Genomic DNA, 15,048 nt, shown 5'->3' with positions numbered 1-15,048 from the left:
TCAAATTTTTCTTTAGCCATGATTCAATACCTGATATGTAAAAAATTTAAGATACTTTTCTAATAATCGCTTCCGCAATATTTGCAGGTGCTTCGTTATATCTTTCAAACTGCATACTGTACGTTGCTCTGCCCTGAGTCGCCGACCTAAGATCCGTGGCATAACCGAACATTTCAGCAAGAGGCACTTCGCACTCTATTACTTTTCCGGCCGGAACATCTTCCATTCCATGAATAACACCTCTCCGTCGATTAATGTCACCCACTACCTCTCCCATATAATCCTCGGGGGTTACTACCTCGACTTTCATAATGGGCTCCAGCAACGCAGGATTTGCAGTCTTAGCCCCATCCCTGAAGCACATAGATCCTGCTATCTTGAAAGCCATTTCATTCGAATCGACATCATGATATGAACCATCGAATAAACTAACCTTTACATCAACAACCGGAAAACCAGCTAAAACGCCGTTCTCTATTTGCTCTTGCACACCTTTATCTATAGCTGGAATATATTCCTTCGGAATAGCACCGCCAACCACTTCATTCACAAATTCGTAGCCCGAACCGGGTTCCTTTGGTTCTAACCTGAGCCATACATGTCCATATTGACCCTTGCCACCAGACTGCCTTATAAATTTCCCTTCACACTCTACGACGCTCTTAATCGTTTCCCTGTAAGCAACTTGCGGCGCCCCGACATTTGCCGCGACGTTAAACTCTCTTTTCATTCGGTCAACGATAATTTCAAGATGCAATTCACCCATGCCCGAAATTATTGTTTGACCCGATTCCGGGTCACTACCGACTCTAAAGGAAGGATCTTCTTGGGCCAGCTTGGCTAGCGCAGCCCCCATTTTATCTTGATCTGCCTTTGTTCTTGGCTCTACAGCCACAGCAATAACCGGCTCGGGGAATTCCATTTTCTCGAGCAAAATTGGCTTTTCAATTTCACAAAGAGTATCGCCGGTTGTTACGTCTTTCAGCCCAATAAACGCCGCTATTTCACCCGCTCTTACTTCACTGATTTCGACGCGACTGTTGGCATGCATCTGCACAATGCGTCCAATCCTTTCTTTTTTACCCTTCCCAACATTTAAAACCACATCTCCAGATTTGACCAACCCGGAATAAACCCTAAAAAAAGTCAGTGTTCCAACAAATGGGTCTGTGGCAATTTTAAAAGCCAAGGCCGAGAAAGGCTCATCATCAGAGGCGCTGCGAACCACGCTGTTTTCCGCATCCGATAGACCTTCTACCGGCTTTATATCGAGAGGGGACGGCAGAAAATCTATCACGCCATCGAGAACACACTGCACACCTTTGTTCTTAAACGCTGACCCACAATATGCCGGGACCAACTTATTCTGCAGAACCTGCGCTCTTATACCCCGCTTTACTTCTTCGTTTGTCAAAACACCTTTTTCAAGGTATTTATCCATTAATTCTTCAGACGCATCAGCGGCGGCTTCAATCATACGCTCACGCCATTCTGTAGCGACTTCTTGCATTTCTGCCGGAATTTCCGTTTCCGTAAAGCCCACACCCATGTTAGCATCTTCCCAGTAGATAGCCTTCATTTTCAGCAAATCTACTACACCTTTGAAACTTTCTTCTGCCCCAATCGGCAGCTGCATCGGAACTACAACACTACCTAGTCGCGCCTTAATCTGCTCAACGACGCGCAAAAAATTAGCCCCGGAACGATCCATTTTGTTCACAAAAGCCAACCTAGGCACATGGTACTTGTTTGCCTGACGCCAAACCGTTTCCGACTGAGGCTCCACCCCACCTACAGCACAAAACACGGCGCACGCACCGTCCAACACACGCAACGACCGCTCCACTTCTATCGTGAAATCAACATGCCCAGGCGTATCAATTATGTTGATCCGGTGCTCCGAATATTGCTTTTCCATGCCCAACCAGAAGCACGTTGTCGCCGCAGAGGTGATTGTTATTCCTCTTTCCTGTTCCTGCTCCATCCAGTCCATAGTAGCGGCGCCATCATGAACCTCGCCCATCTTGTGAGAAACACCCGTATAAAACAGAATTCTCTCGGTGGTTGTTGTTTTTCCAGCATCGATATGAGCCATGATGCCTATATTACGGTAACGCTCTATAGGCGTCTTACGAGCCACAACAACAATCCAATATAACTTTATTACCAGCGATAATGAGCAAACGCTTTATTTGCTTCCGCCATTCTATGCGTATCTTCGCGTTTCTTTGCTGCCGCCCCACGACCTTCCGACGCATCCAACAACTCACCAGCCAACTTAGCAGCCATAGTTCTTTCGTTACGCTTGCGCGCAGCATCAATCAGCCACCGCATCGACAACGCCAACCTTCTAGCAGGACGCACCTCTACAGGCACCTGATAAGTCGCACCACCAACCCGACGAGACTTAACCTCAACCCGCGGCTGGACATTTTCCAATGCTTTTGCGACCAAATCTAAAGACTCTTTATGGCCTTTACCTTCAATGACATCCAAAGCACCGTAAACAATTTTCTCAGCGACAGACTTCTTACCATCTTCCATGATCATATTCATGAATTTTGACAGCATATCACTACCAAAACGCGGATCCGGATTAATGACTCTTTTTGCAGCAACTCTTCTTCTTGACATCTGTTATCAACCTTTATTTCTTAGGTCTTTTCGCGCCATATTTGGAGCGACCACATTTTCTATCCTTAACACCAGAAGTATCGAGACTTCCCCGAACCACGTGATAGCGAACACCTGGCAAATCTTTTACACGCCCACCCCGAATCAACACCACGGAATGCTCCTGAAGATTATGACCCTCGCCTCCAATGTAACTACTTACCTCGGCACCATTGGTCAACCTTACCCTTGCAACCTTACGCAATGCCGAGTTTGGCTTTTTAGGGGTTGTGGTATAAACCCTGGTACAAACGCCGCGTCTTTGCGGACAAGCTTCCAACGCCGGAACGTTAGTCTTCTCTATTTTTTTAGCACGAGGCTTACGGACCAATTGATTGATCGTGGCCATTCTTAACTACTCCGAATATGCAATGTTTAATAAGCAATAAAGAAATCTGTGCAACCACAGATCAATATAGCTCCGCCCAAACCTATTGGCTGATGTGAGCAGAGCATAATACCTTTACAATAGAACCAGGTCAAGCATTTTTGAGAATCTCTACTCTACATTCAATGCTTGTTTCAAAGCTTCTTCAACGTCAACCGCTTCAATGGCCTGGGTAGCCATTTCTGAGCCGGAACCAGAGTCCGCAGCTCTTCTCTTACGCCGTTGTTCATGGTAAGCCAAACCAGTACCTGCCGGGATGAGACGCCCAACAATTACGTTCTCTTTCAAACCATTCAAGCTATCGCTGATGCCTCTTACCGCAGCATCGGTCAATACGCGAGTTGTCTCCTGGAACGAAGCCGCCGAGATAAATGACTCGGTGGCCAACGACGCTTTCGTGATGCCCAACAGCAAAGAATCGTAGCTAGCCGGAATCTTCCCTTCTCTTTCAACTTGGTCGTTAACCGCGTTAATCATAGTGCGCTCGACCTGCTCTCCCTTGACAAAATCGGTATCACCAGACGCGGTAATCTCAACTTTTCTGAGCATTTGACGGATGATTGCCTCAATGTGCTTGTCATTGATTTTCACACCTTGCAAACGATAGACATCCTGGATTTCTTTTACCAAGTAGTCAGCCAACTCTTCGATACCACGTAATCTTAAAATGTCATGCGGGGTCAATTCACCTTCAGCAATGGTTTCGCCTTTATCGACAAACTCACCCTCGAACACAGTGATATGGCGCCACTTTGGAATAAGTGTTTCGTATTGCTCACCTTCCGAATCAGTGATGATGACGCGCTGTTTGCCCTTAGTTTCTTTACCAAAGGAGACCATACCGGTTGCCTCGGCCAAAATCGCAGGATCTTTGGTTTTACGCGCTTCAAACAAGTCAGCGACCCGTGGCAAACCACCGGTAATATCCCTTGTTTTACTGGACTCTTGCGGAATTCTCGCCAAAACGTCACCAACCTTTACTTCCCCACCGTCTTTGACACCGACGATAGCGCCTGCTGGCAAGAAGTATTGGGCGGGAATATCCGTTCCCGGCAAATTGATTTGTCCGCCTTGCTCATCAAGAAGACGAACCATAGGCCGCAATTCTTTACCAGCCGAGCTTCTTTGCTTTGGATCGGTAACCACTCGCGAGGTTAAGCCGGTTACGTCATCCGATTGTTCTTGAACAGTAATACCGTCCATAAAATCGATCAGCTGGATAAAACCGTCTACCTCGGTGATAACTGGGTGGGTGTGCGGATCCCAATTAACAATGATATCGCCGGCACTGACCGGACTACCGTCACCAACCGACAATACAGCACCGTAAGGTATTTTGTAACGTTCGCGCTCACGACCGTAATCGTCCATCACCCCAACCTCGCCCGACCGCGACACGGCTACAAGATTGTTTTCTCTGTTCTTCACAGTTTTCAAGTTATTGAGCTTCGCAGTACCGCTCGATTTAACTTGCACGTTGCTAACCGCAGCAGATCGAGAGGCAGCACCACCGATGTGGAAAGTCCGCATCGTTAACTGGGTACCTGGTTCACCAATCGACTGAGCCGCTACAACGCCGACAGCTTCGCCTATGTTAACCAAATGACCGCGGCCTAAATCACGGCCGTAACATTTAGCACAAACGCCTTGACGAGACTCGCATGTGATCACTGAGCGTACCAACATTTTATCGACGCCGTTATCTTCCAGAACCGTGACCAGATTTTCATCAATCATCGTGCCGGCTGGAATCAGAACGTTGTTACCGGCTGGATCAGTTACGTCCATAGCCGCAACCCGTCCCAGCACGCGATCTACCAATGGCTCAACTACGTCGCCGCCTTCGATAATCGGCATCATGGTCAGGCCGTTTTGAGTACCGCAATCGGATTCGGCAATTACCAAATCCTGCGCGACGTCAACCAACCGGCGAGTCAAGTAACCTGAGTTAGCGGTTTTCAGTGCGGTATCGGCCAAGCCTTTGCGAGCACCGTGGGTTGAAATGAAGTACTGTAATACGTCCAAACCTTCGCGAAAGTTAGCGGTAATCGGTGTCTCAATGATGGAGCCATCAGGCTTAGCCATCAAACCACGCATACCTGCCAACTGGCGAATCTGCGCCGCAGAACCCCGCGCACCGGACTCAGCCATCATAAAGATGGAGTTGAAAGACTTTTGTTTTACTTTCTCACCTTTTGAGTTTACGACTTCGTCTTCACCCAAGCCTTCCATCATCACTTTCGCGACTTGATCATTGGCTCGTGACCAGATGTCGACAACCTTGTTATAGCGTTCGCCGTCCGTAACCAAGCCGGACGCGTACTGGTTCTGGATTTCGTTAACTTCGGCATCGGCAGCGCGGATGATGTCGGCTTTCTTGACAGGAATCTCCATGTCTTCAATACCGAAAGACACCCCGGAACGCGTAGCGTATTTAAATCCCAGGTACATGATCTTATCCGCCAACATCACGGTTTCTTTGATCCCGAGATAGCGGTAGCTATAGTTGATCAACCGGGAAATGTTCTTCTTGGTCATGTCTACGTTGACCAACTCGTAGGGCATACCGTCAGGCACAATGCCCCAAACAATCGCGCGTCCCACCGTAGTTTTCTTTCTACTCACGATGGTTTCAAAATCGCCTTCCGGTGTTTTCAGTTTCTCGGTGACGCGTACTTCAATTTTGCTCTGTAATTCAACGGCTTTAGCGTCGAGAGCCAGCATCACCTCGGACAAGTCACCGAAGACACTACCCTCACCTACCGCATTGATTTTTTCACGAGTGATGTAATACAAACCCAATACCACGTCTTGAGACGGGTTGATTACCGGCTCACCGTTGGCGGGTGACAAAATATTGTTAGTCGCCATCATCAAGGTCCGCGCTTCGAGCTGCGCTTCTATAGACAACGGAATATGCACAGCCATTTGGTCGCCGTCGAAGTCGGCATTAAACGCACTACATACCAAAGGATGCAGTTGAATGGCTTTACCTTCGATCAAAATCGGCTCAAATGCTTGAATACCCAATCTATGTAAAGTTGGGGCACGATTCAGCAATACTGGGTGTTCGCGAATAACTTCTTCGAGAATATCCCATACTTCGGCGCCTTCGCGCTCTACCATTTTCTTAGCAGCTTTGATCGTTGTCGCCAAACCGCGCAGCTGCAATTTGCTAAATATGAACGGCTTGAACAGTTCCAATGCCATTTTTTTCGGCAAGCCGCACTGGTGCAGTCTTAATGTCGGACCGACTACGATAACCGAACGACCGGAGTAATCGACGCGCTTGCCTAATAAATTTTGACGGAAACGACCTTGCTTACCTTTGATCATATCCGCCAAAGATTTCAACGGACGTCTGTTGCTACCGGTAATCGCGCGGCCACGACGACCGTTATCAAGCAAGGCGTCAACCGCCTCTTGCAGCATACGTTTTTCATTGCGGACGATAATGTCAGGCGCGTTCAGATCCAACAAACGCGTCAGACGATTGTTTCGGTTGATCACCCGGCGATACAAATCATTCAAATCGGAAGTCGCAAAACGCCCACCATCCAACGGCACCAAAGGCCGCAACTCGGGCGGCAGTACCGGCAGCACTGTCATAATCATCCACTCCGGGCGATTATTGGATGCCAGTAAGGAGTCGATGACTTTCAGACGCTTCGAATATTTTTTGATTTTGGTATCGGAATTGGTCGCGTTGATCTCTTCCCGTAGCGTGTTGATCTCTTCTTTCAAATCAATTGATTTGAGCAAATCATAGATCGCTTCTGCGCCCATTTTTGCGACGAAATCATCGCCATGCTCTTCAACCGCGTTCAAATATTCTTCGTCGGTTAGCAACTGGCCTTTTTCCAGCGGCGACATGCCGGGATCGATCACCACGAATGTTTCGAAATACAACACGCGTTCGATCGAACGCAGCGTCATATCCAACAACAAAGCAATCCGTGATGGCAGTGATTTTAAAAACCAAATATGCGCTACCGGACTGGCCAAGTCGATATGGCCCATTCTTTCCCGACGCACTTTCGAGAGAGTAACCTCTACTCCGCATTTTTCGCAGATGACACCGCGATGCTTCAGACGCTTGTATTTACCGCACAAGCACTCGTAATCGCTGATCGGTCCAAAAATCTTGGCGCAAAACAGGCCGTCACGTTCCGGCTTGAAGGTACGGTAGTTGATTGTCTCAGGCTTTTTTACTTCACCATACGACCATGAACGAATCATGTCAGGAGAAGCCAATCCAATGCGGATATTGTCAAAATCATCTGTCCGACCTTGACGTTTTAAGAAATTCATTAAATCTTTCAAGAGCTTATCCTCTTTAAATGTTATCCGATATTGTCCAGAATCTTGATCGCAAAGAACGGAATTAATCTTGTTCCATTTCGATATTCACTGCCAGCGAACGTATTTCTTTCACCAAGACATTGAATGATTCCGGCATGCCGGCTTCCATTGAATGGTTGCCATCGACAATGTTTTTATACATTCTGGTTCTGCCTGTGACGTCGTCGGATTTGACCGTCAACATTTCTTGCAATGTATAAGCGGCGCCATAGGCCTCGAGCGCCCAAACCTCCATCTCACCGAAACGCTGACCACCGAATTGCGCCTTACCACCCAACGGCTGTTGCGTGACAAGACTGTATGGCCCTGTCGAACGCGCGTGCATTTTGTCGTCCACCAAGTGGTTCAACTTCAGCATATACATGTAACCCACGGTAACTTCCCGCTCGAACGGTTCGCCGGTCAAGCCGTCGTAAAGTACAGTTTGACCATGTTCCGGCAAATCAGCCAAACGTAGCATGGTGCGGATATCTTCTTCCGAAGCACCATCGAAAACTGGCGTCGCCATCGGCACACCGGCAACCAGATTGACCGCCATCTCCAGAATTTCTTTATCGGTAAACGAATTCAGATCTTCTTTTCTGCCGCTGCAATTGTAAATTCTTTCCAAGAAACCACGAATTTCCACGACTTTTGCCTGAGCTTCCAGCATCTTACCGATTTTGATACCCAAACCTTTGGAAGCCCAACCCAAATGCGTTTCCAGTACCTGCCCGACGTTCATCCGCGACGGTACACCGAGAGGATTTAACAAAATGTCGACAGGATTGCCGTCAGCGGTATAGGGCATATCTTCAATCGGCACGATTTGCGAAATAACACCTTTATTACCATGGCGTCCGGCCATTTTATCGCCCGGCTGAATGCGTTTTTTTACGGCCAAATACACTTTGACCATTTTCAACACACCTGGCGCCAAATCATCGCCCATCGTGATTTTTTTCTTTTTCTGCTCGAAACGTTCGTCGAACTCTTTGCGTTGCTGCTCTACATGCTCGGCAACAGTCTCCAATTGCACGTTAACGTCTTCGTCCTGAGTGCGGATTTTCAATAGTTCAGAAGGTACCAGCCCATCCAGGTAATCGGCGGTAATCTCTTCACCTTTTTTCAGACCGTTCGGACCTTTTTCAGCCTTTTTGCCAGTCAACAAGGTTTTTACCCGGGCAAAAATATCGTGCTCGACGATTTTCAATTGATCGTCCAAGTCTTTCCGATAACGCTTGATTTCCGCATCTTCGATTTCCAGCGCCCGTTTGTCCTTCTTAACACCGTCACGGGTGAAAACCTGAACATCGATGACCGTACCGCGAACGTTGCCGGGCACCCGCAGAGAGGTGTCCTTAACATCGGCCGCTTTTTCGCCGAAAATGGCTCTCAGCAGTTTTTCTTCCGGCGTTAATTGCGTTTCGCCTTTTGGCGTTACTTTACCCACCAGAATATCGCCGCCCTTGACTTCCGCACCAACATACACGATGCCCGATTCGTCCAATTTGGATAAGGCTTCTTCGCTAACGTTTGGAATATCCGCGGTAATCTCTTCCGGGCTGTGCTTGGTTTCGCGGGCTACGCAGGTTTTTTCTTCGATGTGAATCGTTGTAAAACGATCTTCCTTTACCACTCGCTCGGATACCAGAATCGAGTCTTCGAAGTTATAGCCGTTCCAAGGCATGAAGGCGATCAGCATGTTTTGACCCAAGGCCAATTCGCCGATGTCGGTCGATGGACCGTCTGCCAAAATATCGCCGGCTCTAACGATGTCACCGAGTTTAACCAGTGGTTTTTGGTTAATACAGGTGTTTTGGTTGGAACGCGTATATTTAATCAAGTTATAAATATCGACACCTGGTACGCCTGCTACGGTTTCATTATCATTCGCGCGCACCACGATGCGCGCAGCATCGACCGCTTCGATACGACCGCCGCGCGTTGCCACGACGGTTACACCGGAGTCTTTGGCTACAACGCGCTCCATACCGGTACCAACCAACGGCTTCTCAGCGCGTAGCGTGGGAACTGCTTGGCGTTGCATGTTGGAACCCATCAAAGCCCGGTTCGCGTCATCGTGCTCAAGGAACGGAATGATCGAGGCGGCCACGGAAACGATCTGTTTGGACGATACGTCCATATACTGCACAGTTTCGGAGGAGGCCAAAGTGAATTCGTCTTTGTAACGGCAAGATACTAAGCCTTCAACCAATTTGCCGCTTTCGTCAACCGCAACGCTAGATTGCGCAATAACGTACTCGCCTTCTTCGATCGCTGAGATGTAATCGACCTGATCGGTTACTCTACCGTCAACTACTTTCCGATAAGGCGTTTCCAGGAAGCCATATTCGTTGGTTCTAGCGTACACCGACAGAGAGTTAATCAAACCGATGTTCGGTCCCTCTGGCGTTTCGATAGGACAAACTCGACCATAGTGAGTGGTATGAACGTCGCGAACCTCGAATCCAGCACGCTCTCTGGCCAAACCGCCTGGGCCCAATGCCGAAACCCGGCGTTTATGGGTGACTTGCGACAGCGGATTGTTTTGGTCCATAAACTGCGACAACTGGCTGGAGCCAAAAAACTCTTTGACCGCTGCGGAAACAGGCTTCGCATTGATGATTTCCTGCGGCATATAGCCTTCGGAATCAGCCAAGGTCAAACGCTCTCTGACAGCCCGTTCGACTCGCACCAAGCCGATACGGAACTGGTTCTCGATCATTTCGCCAACAGAACGTACGCGTCTGTTACCCAAATGGTCGATATCGTCTACGGTACCGTTACCGTTTCTAATCTTGATCAGCTCTTTCAGTACATCAATGATGTCTTCTTTACTGAGCGTGCCCAAACCTTCGGTTTCTTCACGACCCAAACGACGGTTGAATTTCATCCGGCCAACGGCGGACAGGTCGTAACGTTCGTCGGTAAAAAACAGGTTTTCGAATAAGTTTTCCGCAGACTCGACGGTAGGCGGCTCGCCAGGACGCATCATTCGGTAGATTTCCACCAGCGCTTCTAAGCGATTTGTGGTGGTATCCAGGCGCATCGAATTGGAGATGTAAGGACCTCTATCCAAATCGTTGACATACAAAGTATTAATCTCGCGTACGCCCGCATCGATCAACTTCTGCAATAAATTATCGGTGATTTCGTCATTAACGCTGGCTAACAACTCGCCGGTGGATGTATCGACAACATTGTGACCAAGAATTTTTCCGTACAAATAGTCTCTAGGCACTTCGATTTCAGTGACACCGGACTTTTCCAGTTGGCGAACATGTTTGGCGGTAATTCTGCGACCTTCTTCGATGACGACGTTACCGTCATGCTTGATATCAAAGACAGCCATTTCACCACGCAGCCTATCCGGGATGACGTGGAACATCAATTTTTCAGCGCTCAAGGAGAACTTGTTGGTTTCGAAGAAAATGTTGATCATTTCCTCGTTTTCATATCCCAAAGCCCGTAACAAAATAGTGGCCGGAATTTTTCTGCGTCTGTCTATACGCACGTAAACGGCGTCTTTATGATCGAATTCGAAATCCAACCATGAGCCGCGATACGGTATCACCCGTGCGTTGAACAGCAATTTACCGGAAGAATGGGTTTTACCCTTGTCGTGATCGTAGAATACACCGGGAGATCTGTGCAACTGCGACACAATGACCCGCTCGGTACCGTTAATCACAAAAGTGCCGTTGTCGGTCATTAGAGGCAGTTCACCCATGTAAACTTCTTGCTCTCTAATATCTTTGACGACTTTAGTGTTGGCTGGCGCATCTTTGTCATAGATAACTAGACGCACTAATACGCGCAACGGAGCCGAAAATGTGGCGCCGCGCTGTTGACATTCTCTTACATCGAATGCGGGTTCCCCCAAGCGATATTTAACATACTCCAATACGGCATAACCGGAATGGCTCACCACCGGAAACACGCTGGAGAATGCGGCATGCAGTCCTTGATTGCGTCGTTTATCCGGCTCTATGCCAGACTGCAAGAAGTTTGCATACGAATCAATTTGTGTTGCCAAAAGATATGGGACTTCCAATACTTCGGAACCCTTCCCAAAATTATTACGGATACGCTTTTTTTCGGTAAAAGAATAGGCCATATTGCTTCTATACCTTCGTCGTCAGAGATTATTTACTACTGTTTTAGAAACAGTAAAAGGCCGACGGCAAAATGCCGTCAGCCCGGTTTGGTAGGCTTATGCCTGGTATGCAGTCAAGATACTTATTTGATTTCGGCAGTTGCGCCAGCTTCTTCAAGCTCTTTTTTCGCCGCTTCAGCTTCGGCTTTGTTGACACCTTCTTTAACGGTAGTTGGTGCGCCTTCAACAGCGTCTTTAGCTTCTTTCAAGCCCAAGCCTGTCAAGCCGCGAACTGCTTTAATAACCGCTACTTTGTTTTCGCCGAAACCGGTCAAGATAACATCGAACTCGGTTTGCTCTTCAACAACAGCCGCCGCTACAGGAGCTGCAACCGCCACTGCCGCAGCAGCAGAAACGCCAAACTTTTCTTCCATCGCTGAAATCAGATCAACGATTTCCATCACAGTCATGTTAGAGACTGCTTCCAAGATGTCTTGTTGTGAAATTGCCATTGTGTATTCCTCTAAAATTAATGAGTTTTAACTGGTTAACGCGAGATTATGCCGCTTCTTTCTCGTCTCTGATTGCAGCCAGAGTACGCGCGAGTTTCTCGACCGGTGCTTTCATGACAGACATCAGCATGCTGATACCTTGATCACGGGTTGGCAATCTTGCCAATCTATCCAGCTCCGATCCATCAAAAGCCTGTCCGCCGATCGCAACTACTTTCGCGATCAGTTTGTTATGGCCTTTGGAGAATTCGCTGATGAGTCGTGCAGCGCAGCCTGGATCTTCCATGGAAAATGCCAGAATTAAAGGACCAACCAGTCCTTCCTGCATACATTCAAACTCAGTCCCAGCGACAGCACGTTTAGCCAGTGTATTTTTGACTACGCGCAAATAAACGCCCGTTTCTCTCGCGGTTTTACGCAGTTCCGTTAATTCAGTAACTGTCAAACCCCGATATTCCGCAGCAATTGCGGAATGGGCTTTAGCGGCGAATTCAGCAACTTCCTCTACGACAACTTTTTTGCTATCTAAATTGAGTGCCACATCTACCTCCGGTACTTTCCGATTATGCATCGGATCTATGAAACGCATCTTGCGATGCCCCTTTCACGGTCCCTTTCACCAACTTTGCGGCTCCAGCTCCCGTCTGCGTAGGAAAATTAAGCTTTCGCACCTACGGTCTTTGACGGTTGCCGACAACTCGGCAACCCAAAGCCTTAAAACTTGTTATTTTAAATATCGATACTGCTTTGATCGATCCACAAACCCGGACCCATAGTCGAAGACAATGCAATCTTTTTCAGATACACGCCTTTCGCTGCTGTGGGCTTAGCTTTTTTCAAATCTGAAATTAAAAATTCCAAATTTTGTTTAAGCGAGGTTTCATCGAAAGAGACTTTACCTATAGAGCAATGAATGATGCCTGATTTATCGGTGCGGTATCTGACCTGCCCTGATTTGGCGTTTTTGACTGCTGTAACGACGTCAGGCGTTACGGTACCTACTTTCGGGTTTGGCATCAGGCCTCTTGGACCTAAAATTTGACCCAATTGACCAACCACGCGCATTGCATCAGGTGAAGCAATAACTACATCGAAGTTCATTTCGCCGCGTTTAACTTGCTCGGCCAAATCGTCCATACCGACGATGTCCGCGCCCGCTTCTCGCGCGGCATCAGCATTTGGGCCTTGAGTAAACACAGCAACTCTTACAGTTTTGCCTGTCCCGTTAGGCAGCACAGAGGCACCACGAACATTTTGATCAGATTTACGTGGATCAACACCTAAGTTAACACTGACATCAACCGACTCATCAAACTTGCTATTTGCAAACTCTTTTAGCAGAGCCACTGCTTCGGCAACCGAATATTGTTTGCTTCTGACTACCTTTTCTTTGATAGCCTTTGCTTTTTTAGTTACTTTTGCCATTACACGCCCTCCACGTTCAAGCCCATGCTGCGAGCGCTTCCCGCAATAATTCTTATCGCCGCTTCCAAATTAGCTGCATTCAAATCTTCCATTTTGGTTTTCGCGATTTCTTCCAATTGCGCACGTGAGACCGTGCCAACTTTATTAGAATTCGGTTTGCTACTGCCGCTTTTAATACCAACTGCTTTTTTCAACAAAACAGAAGCTGGTGGCGTTTTAGTAATAAAAGTAAAGCTTTTATCGCTATAAACGGTGATAACAACAGGCAAAGGCAGGCCTTTCTCAACTTCTTGAGTTCTCGCATTAAACGCCTTGCAGAACTCCATAATATTGACACCACGCTGACCTAGTGCAGGACCGATTGGTGGACTAGGATTTGCCTCACCTGCTTTTACTTGCAGCTTGATGTATGAATCAATTTTTTTTGCCATTTTATGCTCCTAACGGGTGCAAACGCTTTTCAGCTCCCCAACAAACAAAAATCCCGGCCATATAAATGACAGGGATTCGTAAAAATCTCAAACTGTAGATTAGACTTTTTCAACCTGTCCAAATTCTAATTCGACTGGTGTAGATCGACCGAAAATAAGCACGGACACCCGCAACCGGCTTTTCTCGTAATTAACTTCTTCAATATTGCCATTAAAGTCTTTAAATGGGCCATCGGTAATCCGAACAACTTCCCCAACCTCGAACAACACCTTTGGTCTTGGTTTATTTACACCCTCTTCAACGCGATTCAATATTGCCATCGCTTCTTTTTCTGAGATTGGTGACGGCCTGTCTGAGGCCCCACCAATAAAGCCCAAGACTCTAGGGACATTTCTAACCAAATGCCACGTTTCGTCATTCAATTCCATCTGTACAAGCACGTAACCCGGAAAGAATTTTCTTTCACTTTTACGCTGCTGCCCCATGCGCATCTCAACAACTTCTTCAGTAGGAACTAGAATTTTCCCAAAAAACTCTTCCAGCCCTTCCCGTTTTATACGCTCTTCCAGCGCTTGCTTAACTTTGTTTTCAAAGTTGGAATACGCATGAACGACATACCAGCGAAGTGTCATTATTTAATCCCCTGGCTCATCAAAAGCTGAACACCCCAAAACAAAAACATATCTAGCAACCACAGTATTAAGCCGACTATGAACACCATTAAAAAAACCATCAGCGTAGTACGAACCGCCTCGTCTTTAGTGGGCCATACGATCCTCTTGAATTCCTGCTTGGACTCCAACATAAAACCCCATAAACCACGACCTTTAGCAGTAGCAAAGGCAACAGCTACCGCCGCAGCCAAAACAACCACCAAAACCAAAACGCGGTAAAGAAGCTGGAAATCAGAGAAGTAATAGAACGCTGAAATGCCGGCAACAACCAAAACCAGAGATAAAGCCAACTTTACGATGTCCACCACTGAGGAGACTTCTTCTGCGTGTGCGTTCATTTAGTCAACTTGAATTAAATTATGAAGATTTCCTGAATGGCAGGCCAGGAGGGACTCGAACCCCCAACTTGCGGTTTTGGAGACCGCTGCTCTACCAATTGAACTACTGACCTATTCAGAAAATATTTTTTGAATCAAAACCGGTTATTACTCGATAATAGAAGCA

Annotated in this window: 11 protein-coding genes and 1 tRNA gene; all 12 read right to left on the bottom strand. The window is 47.4% G+C overall.

What is annotated here, in order from left to right; all coding sequences use genetic code 11:
- Positions 1 to 46: 46 nt before the first annotated feature.
- Entirely contained in the window at positions 47 to 2,140 is a 2,094-nt protein-coding gene (gene fusA / locus A1332_RS00060) for an elongation factor G (RefSeq protein ID WP_064006558.1), read from the bottom strand.
- A 23-nt stretch (positions 2,141 to 2,163) separates the two neighbouring features.
- Complete coding sequence (rpsG, locus tag A1332_RS00055; protein ID WP_020484799.1) at positions 2,164 to 2,634, bottom strand: 30S ribosomal protein S7; 471 nt, start codon at positions 2,632 to 2,634, stop codon at positions 2,164 to 2,166.
- Positions 2,635 to 2,647: 13 nt separating this feature from the next.
- Entirely contained in the window at positions 2,648 to 3,022 is a 375-nt protein-coding gene (gene rpsL, locus A1332_RS00050; RefSeq protein WP_013820393.1) for a 30S ribosomal protein S12, read from the bottom strand.
- Positions 3,023 to 3,172: 150 nt separating this feature from the next.
- Positions 3,173 to 7,384 (bottom strand): DNA-directed RNA polymerase subunit beta', encoded by a 4,212-nt coding sequence (gene rpoC / locus A1332_RS00045; protein WP_331709860.1) that lies wholly within the window; start codon positions 7,382 to 7,384, stop codon positions 3,173 to 3,175.
- Positions 7,385 to 7,445: 61 nt separating this feature from the next.
- A complete protein-coding gene (gene rpoB / locus A1332_RS00040; protein WP_064006556.1) occupies positions 7,446 to 11,522 on the bottom strand; it encodes a DNA-directed RNA polymerase subunit beta in 4,077 nt (1,358 codons plus the stop codon).
- A gap of 122 nt (positions 11,523 to 11,644) precedes the next feature.
- Positions 11,645 to 12,013, bottom strand: a complete 369-nt coding sequence (gene rplL / locus A1332_RS00035; RefSeq protein WP_020484796.1) for a 50S ribosomal protein L7/L12 — start codon at positions 12,011 to 12,013, stop codon at positions 11,645 to 11,647.
- A 46-nt stretch (positions 12,014 to 12,059) separates the two neighbouring features.
- Positions 12,060 to 12,554, bottom strand: a complete 495-nt coding sequence (gene rplJ / locus A1332_RS00030) for a 50S ribosomal protein L10 (protein ID WP_026147170.1) — start codon at positions 12,552 to 12,554, stop codon at positions 12,060 to 12,062.
- A 188-nt stretch (positions 12,555 to 12,742) separates the two neighbouring features.
- On the bottom strand, positions 12,743 to 13,438 hold the full coding sequence (gene rplA / locus A1332_RS00025) for a 50S ribosomal protein L1 (protein ID WP_020484794.1): 696 nt from the start codon (positions 13,436 to 13,438) through the stop codon (positions 12,743 to 12,745).
- Positions 13,438 to 13,869, bottom strand: a complete 432-nt coding sequence (rplK, locus tag A1332_RS00020; RefSeq protein ID WP_020484793.1) for a 50S ribosomal protein L11 — start codon at positions 13,867 to 13,869, stop codon at positions 13,438 to 13,440. The genes rplA and rplK overlap by 1 nt, the downstream gene beginning before the upstream one ends.
- Before the next feature lie 99 nt (positions 13,870 to 13,968).
- Positions 13,969 to 14,502, bottom strand: coding sequence for a transcription termination/antitermination protein NusG (gene nusG, locus A1332_RS00015; protein WP_064006555.1), 534 nt, complete (start codon positions 14,500 to 14,502; stop codon positions 13,969 to 13,971).
- Entirely contained in the window at positions 14,502 to 14,882 is a 381-nt protein-coding gene (secE, locus tag A1332_RS00010; protein ID WP_064006554.1) for a preprotein translocase subunit SecE, read from the bottom strand. Before secE ends, nusG begins: the two co-directional genes overlap by 1 nt.
- Positions 14,883 to 14,919: 37 nt before the next feature.
- Positions 14,920 to 14,995: transfer RNA gene (locus A1332_RS00005), tRNA-Trp, on the bottom strand.
- Positions 14,996 to 15,048: the final 53 nt, after the last annotated feature.

The organism is Methylomonas methanica (assembly GCF_001644035.1).
Classification (GTDB): Bacteria; Pseudomonadota; Gammaproteobacteria; order Methylococcales; family Methylomonadaceae; genus Methylomonas; species Methylomonas methanica_A.
This window is presented reverse-complemented; position numbering and strand designations above follow the sequence as displayed.

Coding starts and splice junctions, on each gene's coding strand:
- rpsG (WP_020484799.1), bottom strand. CDS start 2,634: ATGTCAAGAAGAAGAGTTGCTGCAAAAAGAGTCATTAATCCGGATCCG.
- rplA (WP_020484794.1), bottom strand. CDS start 13,438: ATGGCAAAAGTAACTAAAAAAGCAAAGGCTATCAAAGAAAAGGTAGTC.
- rplK (WP_020484793.1), bottom strand. CDS start 13,869: ATGGCAAAAAAAATTGATTCATACATCAAGCTGCAAGTAAAAGCAGGT.
- secE (WP_064006554.1), bottom strand. CDS start 14,882: ATGAACGCACACGCAGAAGAAGTCTCCTCAGTGGTGGACATCGTAAAG.
- rplL (WP_020484796.1), bottom strand. CDS start 12,013: ATGGCAATTTCACAACAAGACATCTTGGAAGCAGTCTCTAACATGACT.
- nusG (WP_064006555.1), bottom strand. CDS start 14,502: ATGACACTTCGCTGGTATGTCGTTCATGCGTATTCCAACTTTGAAAAC.
- rpsL (WP_013820393.1), bottom strand. CDS start 3,022: ATGGCCACGATCAATCAATTGGTCCGTAAGCCTCGTGCTAAAAAAATA.
- rpoB (WP_064006556.1), bottom strand. CDS start 11,522: ATGGCCTATTCTTTTACCGAAAAAAAGCGTATCCGTAATAATTTTGGG.